12 protein-coding genes are annotated in these 20,194 nt (G+C 66.3%); 4 read left to right on the top strand and 8 right to left on the bottom strand.

The features are described 5' to 3' along the window. Nucleotides 1–13 precede the first annotated feature (13 nt). Nucleotides 14–502, bottom strand: coding sequence for a MarR family transcriptional regulator (locus ABZ789_RS04860; protein WP_358419731.1), 489 nt, complete (start codon nt 500–502; stop codon nt 14–16). A 109-nt stretch (nt 503–611) separates the two neighbouring features. Between ABZ789_RS04860 and ABZ789_RS04855 the strand changes: the two genes are divergently transcribed. The 3 genes from ABZ789_RS04855 (at nt 612) to ABZ789_RS04845 (ending at nt 6,734) form a co-directional block, all read left to right on the top strand. Then, a complete protein-coding gene (locus tag ABZ789_RS04855) occupies nt 612–2,663 on the top strand; it encodes an MMPL family transporter (protein WP_358420201.1) in 2,052 nt (683 codons plus the stop codon). Nucleotides 2,664–2,832: 169 nt separating this feature from the next. Next, complete coding sequence (lysX, locus tag ABZ789_RS04850) at nt 2,833–6,090, top strand: bifunctional lysylphosphatidylglycerol synthetase/lysine--tRNA ligase LysX (protein WP_358420198.1); 3,258 nt, start codon at nt 2,833–2,835, stop codon at nt 6,088–6,090. Between the two features lie 44 nt (nt 6,091–6,134). Beyond that, nucleotides 6,135–6,734 carry a histidine phosphatase family protein gene (locus ABZ789_RS04845; protein WP_358419728.1) on the top strand — a complete coding sequence of 200 codons (600 nt, stop codon included), beginning with the start codon at nt 6,135–6,137 and terminating at the stop codon, nt 6,732–6,734. A gap of 24 nt (nt 6,735–6,758) precedes the next feature. On the opposite strand, the gene ABZ789_RS04840 is transcribed toward ABZ789_RS04845, so the two are convergent. The 6 genes from ABZ789_RS04840 to ABZ789_RS04815 all read right to left on the bottom strand — a co-directional run bounded on the left by ABZ789_RS04840 (nt 6,759) and on the right by ABZ789_RS04815 (nt 16,809). Beyond that, the gene (locus ABZ789_RS04840) at nt 6,759–7,799 is read right to left on the bottom strand and encodes an NAD(P)-dependent alcohol dehydrogenase (protein WP_358420195.1); all 1,041 of its coding nucleotides are present in this window, start codon (nt 7,797–7,799) and stop codon (nt 6,759–6,761) included. A gap of 188 nt (nt 7,800–7,987) precedes the next feature. Further along, entirely contained in the window at nt 7,988–8,842 is an 855-nt protein-coding gene (locus tag ABZ789_RS04835; protein WP_358419725.1) for a cutinase family protein, read from the bottom strand. 173 nt (nt 8,843–9,015) lie between these two features. Continuing rightward, nucleotides 9,016–9,786, bottom strand: a complete 771-nt coding sequence (locus tag ABZ789_RS04830; RefSeq protein WP_358419722.1) for a hypothetical protein — start codon at nt 9,784–9,786, stop codon at nt 9,016–9,018. Between the two features lie 119 nt (nt 9,787–9,905). Next, the gene (locus tag ABZ789_RS04825; protein WP_358419719.1) at nt 9,906–11,357 is read right to left on the bottom strand and encodes a glutamate synthase subunit beta; all 1,452 of its coding nucleotides are present in this window, start codon (nt 11,355–11,357) and stop codon (nt 9,906–9,908) included. Further along, entirely contained in the window at nt 11,350–15,945 is a 4,596-nt protein-coding gene (gltB, locus tag ABZ789_RS04820) for a glutamate synthase large subunit (protein WP_358419716.1), read from the bottom strand. Before gltB ends, ABZ789_RS04825 begins: the two co-directional genes overlap by 8 nt. A gap of 303 nt (nt 15,946–16,248) precedes the next feature. Beyond that, entirely contained in the window at nt 16,249–16,809 is a 561-nt protein-coding gene (locus tag ABZ789_RS04815) for a TetR family transcriptional regulator C-terminal domain-containing protein (protein ID WP_358419713.1), read from the bottom strand. A gap of 68 nt (nt 16,810–16,877) precedes the next feature. Here ABZ789_RS04815 and ABZ789_RS04810 point away from each other — a divergent pair, with 68 nt between their 5' ends. Continuing rightward, a complete protein-coding gene (locus ABZ789_RS04810; protein WP_358419710.1) occupies nt 16,878–17,918 on the top strand; it encodes an FAD-dependent monooxygenase in 1,041 nt (346 codons plus the stop codon). A 131-nt stretch (nt 17,919–18,049) separates the two neighbouring features. Here ABZ789_RS04810 and ABZ789_RS04805 read toward each other — a convergent pair whose 3' ends face one another. Further along, nucleotides 18,050–20,167 carry a catalase gene (locus ABZ789_RS04805; protein WP_358419707.1) on the bottom strand — a complete coding sequence of 706 codons (2,118 nt, stop codon included), beginning with the start codon at nt 20,165–20,167 and terminating at the stop codon, nt 18,050–18,052. Nucleotides 20,168–20,194 lie beyond the last annotated feature (27 nt).

The raw sequence follows: 20,194 nt of genomic DNA, 5'->3' as shown, positions 1-20,194 counted from the left end.
CCAGATGGTCGGCTCACGTTCCGTCGCCGCCAGGGGTACTCCTCGGGGTGTCAGGAGCCGTTCTGTGGGAACGGACGATTTCGAGCAGGAGCCGACGCAGGGTTGCGGGGTCGGAAACTGCGACGGGCGAGTCGCCACCGGAGGAGTCGTCGCGCTCGATCTCGATCACACGCCGGTACGCCTCCACACCCGAGGGCGTGATCTCCACCCGCATCCGGCGCTCGTCATCGGGGTCGACCGTGCGGGTCACGAAGCCTCCTCGCACGAGATGGTCGACCGTCCGGCTCATGGTCTGGTCGGTCACCCGGCACGCACGTGCCATCTGTCGTTGCGAGCACGGAGCACGGGAGACCGCCTGCAGCGCGATCACGCCCGCATGGGTGAGTCCCTGCTGCCGCAACGACTGCTCCCAGGCCTGCTCGACCAATCGCGCCGCAGTGGACAACAGCCGGCCGGTCGGCCACTCGTCGAGATCGTCGTCTCCGCCCCTAACGTTCAGCACGCTGAATAATCTAGATTCGGAACGTCCGCTCACGCCAGGAGGAATCTTGAGCACTGCTACCGAGTCCCCCCGCAGAACCAGCCGATGGCGGTGGCTGCTCCCCGCTCTGTTGCTCATAGCGTGGCTCGTGGCCGCCGGGGGCGGCGGTCCGTTCGCCGGCAAGCTCAGCGAGGTGGCGTCGACGGACGCGAGTTCGTTCCTTCCTGCCTCCGCAGAATCGACGCGAGCCGACGAACTGTACGCGCAGTTCAACGAGAGCGAGTTCATCCCGGCGATCGTCGTCGCCGAGCGCGAAGGCGGCATCACCGACGAGGATCTCGCCTTCCTGGCCACCGAGTCCGCCGGACCCCCGCCGATCCCGTCCGACGACGGTGAAGCAGCACAGATGATCGTTCCGCTCGACGCCTCCGGCGAGATCCAGGAGTCGGTCGAAGAACTCCGGACCGCGCTCGAGGGCGCACCGGAAGGGTTGACCGTCTACGTCACCGGGCCTGCCGGGCAGGCCGCCGATCTGTCGTCGGCATTCGGTGGCATCGACGGACTGCTGCTGCTCGTCGCGGGCGGCGTCGTCCTGATCATCCTCGTGGTGGTCTACCGAAGCCCGATCCTGCCGTTCGTCGTCATCCTCTCGGCGCTGTTCGCGCTCGCGCTCGCGAGCCTGCTCGTCTATGTGCTGGCCGACGCCGGAACGATCGCACTCAACGGCCAGAGCCAGGGCATCATGTTCATCCTGGTGTTCGGTGCCGCCACCGACTACGCACTGCTCCTGGTCTCGCGGTACCGCGAGGAACTCCGCCTCCAACAGGACAAATACAACGCGATGCGCAGTGCGCTGCGCGGCTCGATCGAACCGATCGCGGCCTCGGCCGGCACCGTCATCCTCGGAGTGCTGTGCCTGCTGCTGTCGGATCTGAACTCCAACCGCGGTCTGGGTCCCGTGGCCGCCATCGGTATCGCCACGTCGTTCCTCGCGTCGGTGACCTTCCTTCCCGCAGCCCTCGTACTGCTCGGCCGTGCGGCGTTCTGGCCGACCCGTCCGGCCTACGACGCGAACGCCGATGCGAACGACATGCAGCAGTCGCACAAGGTGTGGGGCCGGGTCGCCTCTTTCGTCGGGTCGAAGCCACGCGCCATCTGGGTCGTGTGCAGTCTCGTCCTCCTCGCGTTCGCACTGCTGGCACCGCAGTTCAAGGCCAGCGGTGTCGCGTCCTCGGAAGTATTCCTGCTGCAGACCGATTCGAAGTCCGGCCAGGATGTACTCGGCGAACATTTCGACGCCGGAACCGGTTCGCCCAGCATCATCGTCGCGCGAGAGGGAGCACTCGACGGTGTCGTCCGGGCAACCGAAGGCGTCGAGGGCGTGACGACCGTCCAGCCCGTCCCCGGTCCCGACGGTGCACCCCGCGTGGTCGACGGACTGGTAGCACTGCAGGCAACCCTGTCGGATCCGGCCGATTCGCTCGCCGCAGAGCAGACGGTCGAGCGCATCCGCGATGCGGTGCACAGCGTGCCCGACGCCGAGGCCCTCGTCGGTGGACCGACCGCCGTCGACCTCGACACGAAGGACACCGCGACCCGCGACCGCACCGTCATCATCCCGGCCGTCACCCTTGTGGTGCTGCTCGTGCTCATCGTGCTGCTGCGTGCACTCGTCGCGCCGATCCTGCTGATGCTCACCGTGATCGTCTCCTTCGCGGCGACATTGGGCGTGTCGTCACTGCTGTTCAACCACGTCTTCGGATTCCCCGGCGCCGACCCGGTGGTGCCGTTGTTCGGATTCGTCTTCCTCGTGGCACTGGGCATCGACTACAACATCTTCCTCATGACCCGCGTACGTGAGGAGACGCAGAAGGTCGGTACACGTGCGGGCACGCTGCGGGCACTGACCGTCACCGGTGGTGTCATCACCTCTGCCGGTGTGGTTCTCGCGGCGACGTTCTCGGCGCTGGCAGTGATCCCGCTGCTGTTCCTGGCGCAGCTGGCGTTCATCGTCGCCTTCGGCGTCCTGCTCGACGCCCTGCTCGTGCGGTCGCTGCTGGTACCGGCCCTGTCCATCGACATCGGTAAGAAGATCTGGTGGCCGAGCCGGCTGGCACGCACCGAGCCGTCCGAGGCCGATGCCGCCGCCGATGTCGCGACCGCCGGAGCCCCGCGCACGTAGCTCTACGCACGACGGCGGCGGGACCGAGAAGTGTGATCGGTCCCGCCGCCGTTCGTCCCACGGGTGACCGGTTCGCCCGTTACCGTCAGTACTCATGTCTGCGGATCTCACCGCTCCTGCCGAGCACCCGAGCGCGACGAAGAACGATCGACCGCCCACCCGGCCGACGCTGACCGAGCGTATCGACGGACGTCTGTCCGCCGTGCCGCACATCGTCGGTCTGGCTCTGGGCATCTATGCGTTCGTGATGGCGTTGTGGTCGATCTCCCCGAGCCTGCGGTTCTGGATCCACACTCCGCGGGAGTACATCGACGAGTACTACTTCGATGCTCCCGACACGAGTCTGTCGTTCGCTCTCGTTCTGGCCCTGCTCGCCGGGGCAGTCGCCGGACGCAAACGCATTGCGTGGTGGATCCTCACGATCTACCTCGGCGGATTTGCCATCACCAATCTCGTGACGGGCATCGTCGACCGCGATCCGAACCATCTGGCCGCGTTGGTCGTCCATCTGATCGCGGTCGCGCTGTTGCTTCTGTCCTATCCCGAGTTCTACACCCGCGTACGGCGCGGAAACGTCTGGGCTGCACTCGGTGTGCTTGTCGGGGGCCTGGCCGCCGGAACCCTGATCGGCTGGGGCCTCGTCGAGTTGTTCCCAGGCAGTCTGCCCGCTCCCGACCGATTTCTGTGGGCGCTCAACCGCGTCACCGCTCTGACATTCATCGACAACGACCAGTTCGGTGGCCGGCCGCACGGGCTCGTCAACACGCTCCTCGGTCTGCTCGGCGCACTCGCGGTCCTCGCTGCCGTCGTGGTCCTGTTCCGGTCGCAGAGAGCGAGCAACGCGCTCACCGGCAGCGACGAATCCGCCATCCGGGGGCTCCTCGCGCACAGCGACGATTCACTCGGATACTTCGCGACCCGTCGCGACAAGGCCGTCGTGTTCGCCCCCAGCGGAAAGGCCGCGGTCACCTATCGCGTCGAACTCGGGGTGTGTCTCGCGAGCGGCGATCCGATCGGGAATCCCGAAGCATGGCAACACGCGATCGACGAATGGCTCGATCTCGCGCGCTCTTACGGATGGGCACCTGCCGTGATGGGCGCGAGCGAAGAGGGTGCGAGCGCGTATCACCGCGCAGGCCTGAACGCCCTCCAGCTCGGTGACGAGGCCGTACTGCACACGCGCGACTTCAGCCTCGCCGGGCGCGACATGCGGCCCGTACGGCAGGCTGTCAATCGTGCCCGCAAACATGGTGTGACAGCACGGATTCTGCGCCACCGCGAACTTTCGCCCGTCGAGATGTCGGCAATGATCCAGCGCGCCGAGACCTGGCGCTACACCGAGAACGAGCGTGGCTTCTCCATGGCTCTCGGCCGCCTCGGCGACCCGCTCGACGGAGACTGTCTCCTCGTCGAAGCACTCGCGGACGGCAAGGTGGTCGCGATGCTCTCGCTCGTGCCGTGGGGATCGGACGGGGCCTCTCTCGATCTCATGCGCCGCGACCCGCAGGCACCCAACGGAGTCGTCGAACTCATGGTGTCCGAACTCGCTTCGCGCGGATCGGAGTTCGATATCGACCGGATCTCGTTGAACTTCGCGGTCTTTCGTTCCGTGTTCGAGGAAGGTGCGCGGATCGGTGCCGGCCCGGTCCTGCGATTGTGGCGGTCGATCCTGCTGTTCTTCTCCCGGTGGTGGCAACTCGAGGCGCTGTACCGATCCAACGTCAAGTACCACCCCGAGTGGGTCCCTCGCTTCCTGTGTTTCCGCGACAATCGACTCATCCCGCGGGTGGCGCTCGCCTCGGCGATCGCCGAGGGATTTCTCACGCTCCCGACCTTCGGCCGCCGGAATGCTCAGGCGCACACCGGAACACATTCGTCATTTCCCGACGATCAGGAGGTCTCGGCGGCGCTCCACGCGGACGGCAGTGCGCCCGACGCCGAGCTCTCGGGTGGCGTTCCGGCGCTCTCGCACGGGAGACGCCGGCCGGAGCAGGTCGAGGTGCGCATGGACACCCTGCACCGGATCGTCGAGCACGGCGTGGATCCCTATCCACTCGCGCACCCCCCGAGCCACACCGCAGCCGAGGCTCGGGCCGCGAAAGCGGGCACTGCGGTGACGGTCGCGGGCCGGCTCTTGCGCATTCGCGACTTCGGCGGCGTGCTGTTCGCGGTCTTGCGCGACTGGTCGGGCGACATCCAGATCCTCGTCGACCGGCAGCGGGTCGCAGGGCGACGCTTCCTGTTCGATCTCGGCGACCTCGTCGAGGTCTCCGGCACGATGGGACGCAGTCGCAGCGGCGAGGTCTCTGTGCTCGCCGATTCGTGGCGCATCGACGGCAAGTGCCTGCATCCGCTTCCCGACAAATATCACGGCCTCGTCGACCCCGAGGCCCGCGTACGGCAACGCTATCTGCATCTCGCGATCGACTCGCGTGCGCGCGACCATCTCGCGGCGCGCAGTGCCGTCGTGCGGGCGCTCCGGGACGAGATGGGGGGCCGCGGCTATCTCGAGGTCGAGACACCCATCCTGCAGTCCGTGCACGGCGGCGCGAACGCAGCGCCGTTCGTGACCCACATCAACGCCTATGACGCCGACCTGTACCTGCGGATAGCGCCCGAGTTGTATCTGAAGCGACTGTGCGTCGCGGGCATGGAGAAGGTGTTCGAGATCGGCCGTGTGTTCCGCAACGAGGGTGCCGATTTCAAGCACAATCCGGAGTTCACGATCCTCGAGGCGTACGAGGCACACAGCGACTACGAGAAGATGCGCGTCCTCGCACGCGAACTCGTCCAGGCAGCCGCTCGTGCGGCACACGGACGCGAGATCATCCTGCGCCCAGGACCCGACGGCAGCCCGGTCGAGATCGACATCTCCGGTGAGTGGCCGGTGAAGACCTTCCACGACGCGATCTCCGAGGCGCTCGGGACGTTCGTCGACGCGCAGACCCCTGTCGCTGTGCTGCGCCGACTCTGCGACGAACACGAGATCCCCTACAACCCGGCCTGGGACGCCGGCGCGACCGCGCAGGAGATGTACGAGCACCTCGTCGAATCACGAACCGAGTTCCCGACCTTCTATACCGACTTCCCGACTTCGGTGTCACCGTTGACCCGCCCTCATCCACGCAAACCGGGGGTCGCGGCGAAATGGGATCTCGTCGCCTGGGGTATCGAACTCGGCACGGCCTACAGCGAACTTACCGACCCCCTCGACCAACGTGCCCGGCTGACGGAGCAATCATTGCTCGCAGCCGGTGGCGACGAGGAAGCGATGGAACTCGACGAGGAGTTCCTCGAAGCGCTCGAGTACGCGATGCCGCCCACGGGGGGACTCGGGATGGGCGTCGACCGGATCGTGATGCTCGTGCTGGGGGGCAGTATCCGCGAGTCGCTGGCGTTCCCGTTCACCAAGCCGCGCCGGTCGTGACAGGCGGTTTCACGTGAAACCCGCGCACCTGGCATCGTGAGGCCGTGCAGCTTCTGTTGATCCGCCATGCCGAGCCGAACAATGCCCGAGCCGAGACCGGTGTCGCCGACCCGCCGCTCACCGACACCGGTCGCCTCCAGGCAGCGCGGTTACCCGAGGCGCTCGCTCCCTACAACATCACACGCCTGTTCTCGAGCCCACAGCTACGGGCCCTGCAGACAGCAGAGCCGGTCGCGGAGCACCGGGGCCTCGAGGTGGAGAAGGTCGAAGACATCGCCGAGTACGACTACGGGTACGACCACTACTTCACGATCGACGCCGCCAAGGACGTGGCACCGGCCGCCTACCAGCGCATCCTGGCAGGTCATCTTCCTGATTTCGTCGATGCGGACGTTTTCCGCACCCGCGTGCTGAAGGGGATCGACCACGTGGTGGAGGCGTGCGAGCACGCCGAGACCGTCGCGCTCTTCGTCCACGGCGGAGTCGTGAACATCGTGCTGCAACAACTCCTCGATCTGCCCCGGCCGCTGATGTTCCCCATCGAATACGCGTCGGTCACCCGCATCCTGGTTTCCCGCAACGGGTCACGGCGGGTGGCGTCGATCAACGAGACCGGCCACGTCCGCGATACCCTGCGGGTCTGAGTTCCGCAGGATGTCGCGGCCCGATCAAGGGACGATGACGGCGCGCCCGCGCAGGGTGCCTGCCTCGAGGCGTCGATATGCCTCCACCCCGTCGTCGAGCGCGAATCGCTCCACTTCGATGTGGAGCACGCCTCGGTGGGCCATATCCACCAGTTCGATCAGCTCGTTGCGCGCACCCCAGTAAGGAACGGAGACATTCGTCTCGTAAGCACCGCGGAAGAAACCGACCTGCGCAGCTGCCTGGCCGTCGCCGAGCCCGACGATGGTCACATCCGAGCCCACACCGGCGATCGCCATCGACAGATCGAGTGTGGGTTGCACGCCCACCAGATCGAGAACCAGCGTCGCCCCGTCGGCGCCGGTGATCCTGCGGACCTCCTCGGCGGCCTTCGCATCCGACAGCAGGACCTCGTGTGCGCCCACCGATCGGGCGAGTTCGAGTTTGTCGGCGGCGGTGTCCAGAGCGACGACACGCGCCGGCGAGAGATGTCGCAGCAACTGGATGGCCACGTGGCCGAGCCCACCCACTCCGATCACCACTGCGGTCGACCCGGGACGGAGCTTGCCCAGCGACCGCTTGATCGCGTGATACGGCGTCAGCCCGGCATCCGTGAGAGGGACGGTTGTCACCGGGTCCAGGTCGCCGATCGGCACCAGGTGGCGCGCCGAATCGACGAGCATGTATTCGGCGATCGCTCCGGGCGCACCGAGACCGGGCGGCGCGATGTTCAGTTCCGCGGCGCGCGAGCAGTAGTTCTCCATCCCTTGCGAACAGTGCCAGCACAGGCCGCAGCCCCAGGGACCGTAGACGATCACGGATGTTCCGATATCCAGTCCGCGCACTCCCTCACCGAGCGCGGCGATTCTTCCGGCACCCTCGTGTCCGAGCGTCAGGGGAAGACCGAAGGTGTACTGCTCCTCCGGCAAGCTCATGACGAACGCATCGGAGTGGCACACTCCCGCGGCGGTGATCTCGAGGAGGATCTGACCCGGACCCGGTTCCGGAACCGGAATCTCGACGAGTTCGGGCTCGGCACCGATCTGCCGATACTGGATCGCCTTCATGTTCGCCATCTCGCACCTCGTTTCCCACGGAACCGGGCCGCGGTCGACTGTCTCGGACGCACAACGCCACTCATTCAGCCACATACGGTCTGCGCCCGCAGCAAAGTCGGCGACCTTCCACCACGCATCCGGCCGAGCGATGGCGCGTTGTACGTCCGGACGCGCGGTTCATCGACCGAACGGGGTGGTCACGCCTTCGAGGCGATCCAGTCGCGCAGCCAGCGAGTTGCCGTGGTCCCACGATCGTCGACGACGTAGTTCGAGTAGTCCTGGTGGACCTGTGACTGGTAGAAGCTGCGGATCTTCGTCTCGCGCAGCTCGTTCGCCTCCGGAGCGAACTGCAACTGCAGCATCGGGATACCGCCGGCGGTCACGATGTCGTTGTAGAGCCTGGTGGCCTCGTCCCGATAGTTCTCGAGTTGCTCGAAGGGACTTCCCGCCGAGATGGCGAGGAAGCCGGCCAGTCGGGTGACGAAATCCTCCGGAGGAGTGGAGCAGTACAGATCGCCGACCGCGCAGAGGGTACGAACATTGGGCGTCACCAGCCCGAAACCACCTGCACGGGCGCCTCCGGCACCACTTCCTGCGACCGGCGGTCCGACGAACGGATCGAGTTCCGAGCGGCGCGGATCCGACAGTAATCCGACCGCCACGAGACGATGAGGGCCGACGACGCCGAGCCCCGAACCGATCTCGGCTGCGAGATCGCCTGCAGCATCGGCGCCCTGGCTGTAGCCGACGAGAGCGAAGTTCGTGAGCGGGCAACGCGCGGCGACTGCTGCGATGATCCCTCGTGCGTTGTCGACGGCACGGTTACGCGAAGTGGCGTAGACGTTGCCCTCCCAGGGGAAGGCCGTGGCCGGATACGCGACGTAATCGACGTGCGCTCCCGCCGGTAACCCAGCTGTGACCTGGGCGAGCATGCCATTTCCCCGACTCGGATCGGGGGTGTTCGAGGTCTCCCAGGTGCCAGGGACCGCGACGACGTTCAGTGTCGGGCAACCCGGCGGATTCGCCTGTGCTGCAGGAGTTGCCACGAACATTGCTGCGCACGATGCCACTGCGGCGACAGCCGTCGCCCACGCTCTTCTCTTTGTCATAATCCGCCCCGGTGCTCGGACGCCATTCCTCCTTGGCAGTCTCCATCAGAAGAATGACACACTCGTGAACGGGATGTGATGTATCCGAGTTCCGAGCGTTGTGAGTGCGGCGGAGATCAGCCACGCACGACGGTCACCTGTCCACCACCGATATTGGTCACGAAGACGTTGCGCGTCCCGTAAGCGATCGCGGTCCCCGGCACAGGTCGCTCCACCACACTCGCACCAGTTGCGGTGACGGCTTCGGCGACCACGATATCGGGGCCGAAGAGGTTTGTGACGTAGATGTTTCCGGTCACCGGATCGACGATCACCGCGCCCGGCGGAGGTGGTGGCGGTGCCGGCAGTTCGCTCGGGCCCACCTTGCGGTCGACGACGGTGACGCCTCCTGTTCCGACGTTCGTCACGAACACACCGTCGGTTCCCGCGTCGAGGATCATCTCCGGCATCCCCGGCTCCGGTGCCGGTGCGGGGGCTACGGCAGGCTCAGGCGTGACCTCCGTGCGACGTACCGTCACCGCGCCGCTACCGACATTGGTTACCGCGACATTGCCGAGACCGCCGTCCACGCGCATCTCCACGAGTGCTGTGGACACCTCGGTCCGTCCGGGGATGCGACCCTCGGGATGGGTGACGGTCACCGCACCGGGGCCGACATTCGTGATGCAGGCATTGCCCACACCACCCTCGAGCCCGAGCAGCCGCAGGCCGTCGAATCCGAAAACCGGTGGGACGGGCTCGGCGCCGTCCACGGAGACCAGTCCTCCACCGTTCCGGACGCACGTCTCCACCGAGTCTGCAAGAGCAGCCGGAGCCGTCGCAACGGCAGTCGCGACCACAGCCGCACCCAACACGGCCGTCGCCAACGCCCGCCCGGTAGCCGTCATGGGCAGAACCATAACCGTTGCGATGCGGGACGGCAGCAGATCACATCGAGATATCGGCGAAACGAGGCCGGGGCCGCACACGTCGGTGTGCGGCCCCGGACTTCCGGTATCTCACCGGATCAGCGCTGCGGCATCGTGCTCGTGGTGATCGGCACCGGCAGTGCCGTAGCTCCCTCGAGGAAACTGTCCACCGCGGCGGCGCATGCGCGTCCCTCGGCGATGGCCCACACGATGAGCGACTGCCCCCGGCCCATGTCTCCGGCAACGAAGACGCCGTCGACGTTGGTGGCCCACTCCGACGAGCGGGCGACGTTGCCACGCTGGTCGAAGTCGACACCGAGGTCGGTGAGCAGGCCCGGCTTCTCGGCGCCGGTGAAGCCCATCGCGAGCAGCACGAGGTCTGCCTCGAGTTCGAAGTCGCTGCCCTCGACCTTCTGGAAGCGGCCGTCGACCATCTCCACTTCGTGTGCCTTCAGCGCGGTGACCTTGCCGTCCTTACCGACGAATTCCTCGGTGTTGACGGAGAACACGCGCTCGCCACCCTCCTCGTGGGCAGAGGAGACGCGGTACATGAGCGGGTACGTCGGCCACGGGGTCGACTCGGCGCGCTGCTCCGGCGGGCGCGGCATGATCTCGAACTGGTGGACGCTCACCGCACCCTGACGGTGCGAGGTGCCGAGGCAGTCGGCACCGGTGTCGCCGCCGCCGATGATGACGACCTTCTTGCCCTCGGCCGTGATGGTCGGGGCCGGCAGGTCACCGAGCTGCACGCGGTTGGCAATCGGCAGGAACTCCATCGCCTGATGGATGCCGTCGAGTTCGCGTCCGGGGATCTGCAGGTCGCGCGCAACCGTTGCGCCACCGGCGAGCACCACCGCGTCGAACTGCTCGCGCAGTTCGTCGGCCGAGATGTCGACGCCGACATTCACACCCGGCTTGAAGATGGTGCCTTCGGCCTCCATCTGCGCGAGGCGGCGGTCGATGAAGCGCTTCTCCATCTTGAACTCGGGGATGCCGTAACGGAGGAGACCGCCGATGCGGTCGGCCCGCTCGAACACCGTCACCGAGTGGCCGGCGCGCGTGAGCTGCTGCGCCGCAGCGAGTCCCGCGGGTCCGGAACCGACGATCGCCACCTTGCGACCGGTGAGCTTCGACGGCGGAACCGGCTTGACGCGACCGTCGTCGAACGCCTTCTCGATCAGCTCGACCTCGACCTGCTTGATCGTCACCGGATCCTGGTTGATGCCGAGCACGCACGACGCCTCACAGGGCGCCGGGCAGAGGCGGCCGGTGAACTCGGGGAAGTTGTTCGTGGCGTGCAGACGCTCGATGCCGTCCTCCCACTTGCCCTTGTAGGCGAGGTCGTTCCACTCGGGGATGAGATTCCCCAGCGGGCAACCGTTGTGGCAGAAAGGAATACCGCAGTCCATGCAGCGGCTGGCCTGGTCCTGGAGGGTCTCGAGCGGGAACGGCTCGTAGACCTCCTTCCAGTCGAGCAACCGGAGCGGAACCGGCCGGCGAACCGGCGTCTCACGAGAACCGTGCTTGAGGAAACCGGTGGGATCAGCCACGAGCAGCCTCCATGATCGCCTCGTCCACGTTCGCACCACGAATGGTGGCGTCCTTGATTGCCATGAGCACCTTCTTGTAATCGCGAGGCATGACCTTCGCGAAATGGCTGACCTGTTGCGACCAGTCGGCCAGGATGCGGGCTGCGACCTCGGAGCCCGTTTCGTCACGATGCCGTTCCACCGCGCCCTTGAGCCAGGCGAAGTCCTCACCCTCGAGATCCTCGAGGTCGACCAACTCGGTGTTCAGGTTGTTCTCGAAGTCCTTGTCCGGGTTGTACACGAACGCGACACCACCGGACATGCCCGCACCGAAGTTGCGGCCGGTCTTGCCGAGGATGACGACCTTGCCACCCGTCATGTACTCGCAGCCGTGGTCGCCGACGCCCTCGACGACGGCCGTGGCTCCGGAATTACGGACCGCGAAGCGTTCACCTGCGATGCCCCGGATGAGTACCTCACCCGAGGTGGCACCGAACAGGATCACGTTGCCGGCGATGATGTTGTCCTCGGGCACGAAGCCGTCGGCCGCGTTGTGCGGCGGGCGCACGATGATGCGACCGCCCGACAGTCCCTTACCCACGAAGTCGTTCGCGTCACCGTTCAGACGCATCGTGATGCCGCGGGGAACGAACGCACCGAAGCTGTTACCGGCAGAACCGGTGAACGTGATGTCGATGGTGTCGTCCGGCAACCCTTCGGCACCGCACTTCTTGGTGAGCTCGTGACCGAGCATCGTGCCGACCGTGCGGTTGACGTTGGTGATCGGGGTGTCGAACGAGACGGGCGTACCCGATTCGAGGGCAGGCTGTGCCTTCGCGATGAGCTCGTTGTCGAGCGCCTTGTCGAGGGCGTGGTACTGCTCCTTGGTGCAGTACATGTCCTGCTCGCCGAAGATCGGGGAGGTGACCTTCTCGAGCAGCGGCGACAGATCGAGCTTCGACGCGCGGTAATGCTCGACGGCCTTGCGGGTGTCGAGGACGTCCACCTGGCCGATCGCCTCGTCGAGGGTGCGGAAACCGAGCTCCGCCAGGTACTCCCGCACTTCCTCGGCGATGTAGAGCATGAAGTTCTCGACGAACTCCGGTTTACCGGTGAACCGCTTGCGCAGCACCGGATTCTGCGTCGCCACACCCACGGGGCAGGTGTCGAGATGGCACACGCGCATCATGATGCAACCCGAGACCACCAGAGGTGCGGTCGCGAATCCGAACTCCTCGGCACCGAGGAGCGCGGCGACGACCACGTCGCGCCCGGTCTTCATCTGTCCGTCGACCTGCACGACGATGCGGTCGCGCAGCCCGTTGAGCATGAGGGTCTGCTGGGTCTCGGCCAGGCCGATCTCCCAGGGGGCGCCCGCGTGCTTGAGGGAGGTCAACGGCGAGGCACCGGTGCCACCGTCGTGACCGGAGATGAGCACGACGTCGGCATGCGCCTTCGACACACCCGCGGCGACCGTGCCGACACCGAGTTCGGAGACCAGCTTCACGTGGATGCGGGCCTTCGGGTTGGCGTTCTTCAGGTCGTGGATCAGCTGCGCGAGATCCTCGATCGAGTAGATGTCGTGGTGCGGCGGCGGGGAGATCAGGCCCACACCCGGCGTCGAACCACGCACCTCGGCGACCCACGGGTACACCTTGTGCGGCGGGAGCTGACCGCCCTCGCCGGGCTTCGCGCCCTGAGCCATCTTGATCTGGATGTCGGTGCAGTTGCTCAGGTAATGCGCGGTCACACCGAAGCGACCCGACGCGACCTGCTTGATGGCCGAGCGCCGCCAGTCGCCGTTCTCGTCCGGGGTGAAGCGGCTCGGATGCTCGCCGCCCTCACCGGAGTTCGAGCGGCCGCCGAGGCGGTTCATCGCGATCGCGAGGGTCTCGTGGGCCTCGGCCGAGATGGAGCCGTAGCTCATGGCGCCGGTGGAGAACCGCTTGACGATCTCGCTCGCCGGCTCGACCTCGTCGAGCGGCACCGGCGGACGCACACCCTTCTTGAACTCGAACAAACCGCGCAGCGATGCGAGTCGCTCCGACTGGTCGTCGACGAGCTTGGTGTACTCCTTGAAGATCGAGTACTGGCCGGTGCGGGTGGCGTGCTGGAGCTTGAACACCGTGTCCGGGTTGAAGAGGTGGTACTCGCCCTCACGACGCCACTGGTACTCGCCGCCGACCTCGAGTTCGCGGTGCGCGCGCTCCGACTGACGATCGAGGAAGGCCGTGCGGTGCCGGGCCGCGACGTCCGCGGCGATCTCGTCGAGACCCACACCACCGAGCTGCGACTGCAGACCGGTGAAGTACTCGTCGACGAGTTCCTGCGACAGGCCGATGACCTGGAACAGCTGCGCACCCGTGTAGGAAGCGAGCGTGGAGATGCCCATCTTGGACATCACCTTCAGCACGCCCTTCGAGGCCGCCTTGATGTAGTTGGCGATGGCCTTCTCGAGGGTCATGCCCTCGGGAAGATCGCCGTTCTGCAGCAGCTCGTCGATGCTCTCGAACGCCATGTAGGGGTTGACCACGGCCGCACCGAAACCGCACAGGGCGGCGATGTGGTGGACCTCGCGGGCGTCGCCCGCCTCGACGAGCAGACCGACCTTGGTGCGGGTCTTCTCACGGACGAGATGGTGGTGCACCGCGGAGGTGAGCAGCAACGAGGGGATCGGCGCGAGCTTCTCGTCCGACTCTCGGTCGGAGAGCACGATCAGGCGTGCACCCTTGTCGATGGCCAGCGAGACCTGCTCGCGAATCGTCTCGAGAGCACGACGCAGGCCGTCACCGCCCTCCGCGACCGGGTACAGGCCGCGGATGATGACGCTGTTGAAGCCCGGGAACTGCTTCTCGTCGTTGACGTGGATGAGCTTCTGCAGGTCGTCGTTGTCGATGACCGGCGCCGAGATCAGAATCTGCCGGCAGGACGCCTCGGTCGGGTTCAGCAGGTCGCCCTCGGGGCCGAGCATGCCACCCATGCTGGTGACGATCTCCTCGCGGATCGCGTCGAGAGGCGGGTTCGTCACCTGAGCGAACAGCTGCGAGAAGAAGTCGAAGAGCTGACGCGGACGCGAGGAGAGCACGGCGATGGGCGTGTCGGTGCCCATCGATCCGAGCGCTTCTGCGCCGGAGGCTGCCATCGGCTTGACGAGCAGATCCACTTCTTCGCGGGTGTAGCCGAAGACCTGCTGACGCAGCACCACACGCTCGTGCGACATGTAGGTGTACTTGCTCTCGGGCAGGTCCTCGAGGCGGGTCACGCCGTTGGCGACCCACTCCTCGTAGGGATGCTCGGCGGCGAGTTCGCGCTTGATCTCCTCGTCCTCGACGATGCGACCCTTCGCAGTGTCGACGAGGAACATGCGGCCCGGCTGCAGGCGGCGCTTGCTGATGATCTTCTCGGTGGGGATGTCGAGCACGCCCACCTCGGAGGCCATGACCACGAGCCCGTCGTCGGTCACCCAGGCGCGCGAGGGACGCAGACCGTTGCGGTCGAGCACGGCGCCGATGACGGTGCCGTCGGTGAAGCACACCGAAGCCGGTCCGTCCCAGGGCTCCATCAGGGCAGCGTGATACTCGTAGAACGCACGGCGCGCCGGGTCCATGGACTCGTGCCGCTCCCACGCCTCGGGAATCATCATCAGCACGGCGTGCGGCAGACTGCGACCACCGAGGTGCAGCAGTTCGAGCACCTCGTCGAAGCGTGCGGTGTCCGAAGCACCCGGCGTGCAGACCGGGAAGATCTTCTCGAGCTTGTCGCGGCCGCCGAAGACGTCGGTGTCGATGAGCGCCTCGCGGGCACGCATCCAGTTGGCATTGCCGGTGACGGTGTTGATCTCGCCGTTGTGCGCCACGCGACGGAAGGGATGCGCGAGCGGCCACGACGGGAACGTGTTCGTGGAGAACCGGGAGTGCACGAGGCCGAGAGCGGAGACGACACGCTCGTCCTGCAGGTCGCGGTAGAAGCCCTTCATCTGGGGCGTGGTGAGCATGCCCTTGTAGACGAAGGTCGACGTCGACAGGCTCGGGAAGTAGACGGTCTCGCTGCCTGGGCCGTCCTCACCCGCACCGTGGTGACCGAGTTCGTGCTCGGTGCGCTTGCGCACGACGTACGCGCGGCGCTCGAGGTCCAGGCCGGTCAGGGCGCGGGCACCCGAGGCGATGAAGATCTGCCGGAAGGTGGGCATGGCGTCCTTGGCCATGGAACCCAACTCGGACTCGTCGACGGGAACCTCGCGCCAGCCGAGGACCTGCAGGCCCTCTTCCTCGACGATGCGGTTCACTTCGGCGGCAGCTGCGTCAGCGGCCTCGGTGCCCTTGGGAAGGAACGCGATGCCGGTCGCGTAGGCGCCTTCGGGAGGAAGGTCGAAGTCGACCACTTCACGGAAGTACGCGTCCGGGATCTGGATCAGGATGCCGGCGCCGTCGCCGGTGTTCTGCTCCGCTCCCGCCGCACCGCGGTGTTCGAGATTCACCAGGGCGGTGATCGCCTTCTCGACGATGTCGCGACTGCGACGACCGTGCATATCGACGACGAACGCGACACCACAGGAGTCGTGCTCGTTCGCCGGGTGGTAGAGCCCTCGAGGCCCGGGAAGATGAGTCATACCTAGCCTTCGTTGATGCGATAGCACCGACGACCAGCAGCACTGATGGCCATCTACTGCCGTAGACCGGGTATCGGCCGGGTGCCCGATACCTTCGACATCGCCAGTATCCGCTCATCCGCGACGGTGCGGGTGCCTTTTTTCGGCAGCGCGAGCGTAGACCCGGCGACCGGTGGGACGTCGTGGTCCCACCGTCTTCGAAATGAACGATATGCCAGGTTATGGGGGGTAACGCAAGCAAGCCTGCCCTATTCTCCCGTTCACCTGCGGAAACACCGCCGTAACGCGCGCGAAGCGCGGGCGTCACGCCACCGAGGCGACCAGCATGCGCACCATCCGGGCTATCCCTTCGCGCGGGTCCTGCGGTTCGTCGGGCGAGGTACACCGGTGCAGGATGAGTCCGTCCAGGTAGTCGATGAGAACACGCGCGGCGCCGGCAGGATCTTTCACGCCGAGGCCGGCCAGCACTGTGGCGATCCACGCGCGCAGTTCGGCACGTCGGGCATCGACTCCCGCGCGCAGTTCGGGTGCGGCCATCGCTTCGACGAACATCGCGAAGCGTGCGCGGGTCCGCACGAGATCGGGTCCGGTAGCGGACATCACATATTCGTGCGCAATGTCTTCGAGCTCACGTGCATTGCCGGGCGTCGCGCTCCCGATCGCCGAGATCTCGGCGCGATCCCTCTCGAGCAGCCTGTCGAGCACACCCTCGACGAGAGCCTGCCGGGTACGGAAGTAGTTGGACGTCGAGCCGGCAGGCACACCCGCGACCGCATCGACGCGGCGGTGGGTGAGTGCTCGTAAGCCCTCGGTGCCCACCAGGGTGATTGCCGCGTCGACGACCTGCATGCGTTTGTCGGTCACGCGCCCGATCCTACGACTCTCACTACGTATGTAGTGACAGGACACTACATACGTAGTAGAGTGGCGTCATGGCGACGCGGCAGGGCAAGGCAGCGATAGTCGGCGGCGGAATCGGCGGACTCACCGCAGCCAACGCTCTCGTCCGCCACGGATGGCACGTCGACGTGTTCGAACGCGCGCGATCCCTCCCCGAAACCGGTACCGCACTCGGCATGTGGCCCGAGGCACTCGACGCCCTGACGGTCGCGGGCCGCGGCACCGTACTGGGCCGGCGCGTCGAGAAGCTCGGCGTGCGCCAGAGCTCTGCCGCCTTCCTCCGATGGGACGGCAGGACGATCGGACGCATCCACGATCTCGCGCGCTCCGCGCTCCTGCTCTCCCGCCCCGCCCTGCTCTCGATCCTCGCCCACGGCCTACCACCCGGAATCGTGCAGTTCGGAACCACGCGCCGGGATCTCACGGATCTCAATGCCTACGACGTGGTGGTGGGAGCGGACGGAATCAACAGCGCCGTACGCGACAAGCTGTTCGGCCCTGCCTTCCGTCCGGCGTACACCGGATACGCGGCATGGCGCGGGTGGGTGCCCGGCACTGTCACGACCATGAGCGAGTCCTGGGGACCGGATGCGCTGTTCGGCATCACCCCGCGCGACGGGAATCTGACCAATTGGTTCGCGGCCGTGCGCACACCCGCAGGGGGCACGGGAAGCGTCGACGAACTGCGTGAGCGATACCGCGATTGGCATCCGGCCGTGCGTGAGGTCCTCGACCGGGTCGAGCCTGCCGCAAGCCTGTACCACGACCTGTACGAGTCTCCCCCGCTGCCGTCGTTCGTCCAGGGAAAAGTCGCACTGATCGGCGATGCGGCCCACGCCATGGCACCCAATCTCGGCCGGGGCGCCTGCGAGGCGATGGTCGATGCCGCGAAGCTCTCGGAACTGCTGGCGGAGTATCCGGTGCGGGAGGCTCTGCAGCGCTACGACCGCGCCCGTCGACGGCGCACACAGCGACTCGTCCGCGCCTCCAGGGCACTTGCCGGCCTCGCGACCGCGCGCCGGTTCACGGCTCTGCGCGACCCACTGGTGGGTGCCGCGCTGCACTTCACCTGAGGGGCATCCGAGTACTGAACTACCCCATGATCAACAGCTGGCCGCAGCGATGAAGATCAGCTGCGGCCAGCGGTGTCGAAAGAATAACTTGGGGTGCCCGAACTCCGTAAGCAGAGTTCAGGTGAGGTCTGTCACACCGCGTTTCGCTCCCAGACGCGGTGGGTAGCGAGCAGCTCCAGAACCTGCGTGACGGCGGTTTCCGGTCCGTCCACGATCTCGATCCCCGGTGCCTTCAGGTCTTCGAGAGCCTCGGCTCCCGGCCCCCAGGCTGCCAGCGCCTTGTGATGCCGGAACATCTCGTCGACGAGAATGCGAAGCCGGGTGTCCGGCGCGGACGTCGCCATGATCACGGCGTCGAACTCGATCGAACGCGCGGTGAGGAAGGTGCGCGAGATCGGCACGACTCCCCCGAGCATGCCGCCGTGCGGGGCGACGACCAACGGGACGCAGTCGGCCGCATCCACTGCCTGCACGGCTGCGAGTACCTGATCGACATCGGTGGTGTCGTCGACGACGATGCCGATCTGGCGACCCTTCACCGGCCACGTCTTCCCGACCTGCGCCAGTGCAGGGCTCGGCGGGAGATCCGACACCTTCACGGCCGGCTTCGGAGCCGGGAGCCCGAGACCCGCAGCCACCTTCTCGCACAGGCCGGTGTCGATGTTCGCGAGGATCTGCAGTTGGCGTTCCTTGATCGACTGCTCGTAGCACTTGCCCAGCTCGAACGTGTAGGCGTAGGCGACGTGATCCTTCTCGACGTCCGACAGGCTCAGGTAGAACTGCCGGACCTGCGTGTAATGGTCGTCGAAGGAACGGGAGACCTCACGCTCCTTCTTCGCCGCCGGCACCTCTACCGGTAGGTCGACGAACGCGCCCTCGGCAGCCCCCGCCATGAACGGGCATCCCGCATCGAGCGAATTCGGCTTGTAGGGAGCGACACCGGTGTGAACGGCGTGCTGGTGGAAGCCGTCCCGGAACATGTCGTTGACGGGAGCATGCGGACGATTGATCGGGATCTGAGCGAAGTTCGGACCGCCGAGTCGCGTGATCTGCGTGTCGAGATAGGAGAACAGGCGACCCTGCAACAGCGGGTCGTCGGTGACGTCGATGCCGGGGACGAGATGACCGGGATGGAAGGCGACCTGCTCGGTCTCGGCGAAGAAGTTGGTCGGATTCGCGTTGAGAACCATCGTGCCGATGATCTGGACGGGGGCGAGTTCCTCCGGAACGATCTTGGTGGGATCCAGCAGGTCGATCCCTTCGAAGGTCTGTTCCGGAGTGTCCGGGAAGACCTGCACGCCGAGATCCCATTCGGGATAGGCGCCGGCCTCGATCGCATCGGCCAGATCGCGACGGTGGAAATCGGGATCGAAGCCGTTGATCAACTGGGCTTCCTCCCACACCAGCGAGTGCACGCCGAGCCGCGGCTTCCAGTGGAACTTCACCAGTGCCGTTTCACCGTCGGCGTTGACCATCCGGAAGGTGTGGACGCCGAAGCCCTCCATCATCCGGTACGAGCGCGGGATACCGCGATCCGACATGTTCCACATCGTGTGGGCGGTGGCCTCGGTGTGGAGCGAGACGAAATCCCAGAAGGTGTCGTGGGCGCTCTGGGCCTGCGGGATCTCCCGATCCGGATGCGGCTTGCCCGCATGGATGACGTCGGGGAACTTGATGGAGTCCTGGATGAAGAAGACCGGAATGTTGTTGCCTACGAGGTCGAAGGTGCCTTCCTCGGTGTAGAACTTCGTCGCGAAGCCGCGGGTGTCGCGCACGGCGTCGGCCGAACCGCGGGATCCGAGCACCGTGGAGAACCGCACGAACACCGGTGTCTCGACATCCTTCTGGAGGAAATGGGCGCGGGTGATCGAACTCGCGGCACCCGTAGCGCGGAAGACGCCGTGAGCACCGGCTCCACGGGCATGCACCACTCGTTCCGGAATACGCTCGTGGTCGAAGTGGGTGATCTTCTCCCGGAAGTGGTGATCCTGCAGAAGGATCGGACCCCGACGTCCGGCCTTGAGCGAGTGATCTGTGTCGGTCAGCCGGGCACCCTGCGCTGTGGTCAGATACTCCCCCTGCTGAGCACGGCCGTGCGGCAGATCCGCAGGAGTGCCGGTGGCCGTGACCACTGCGGGCTCTTCCTGATCGGGCTTCGGCTCCGGCGGCGTCGTCGGCGTCGTGGGTTCGTCCACGGGCGGCACGATCGAGGAAGGGGTACCTGGAATCTTGGGGGTGGCTCCGGACATACGAGAACTCCGATCCATGGTTGTCGT

The sequence above is a fragment of the Rhodococcus sp. NPDC047139 genome (assembly GCF_040643435.1).
Classification (GTDB): Bacteria; Actinomycetota; Actinomycetes; order Mycobacteriales; family Mycobacteriaceae; genus Rhodococcus.
The sequence above is the reverse complement of the archived record's forward strand: the minus strand, read 5'-3'. Positions and strand labels throughout refer to the sequence as shown.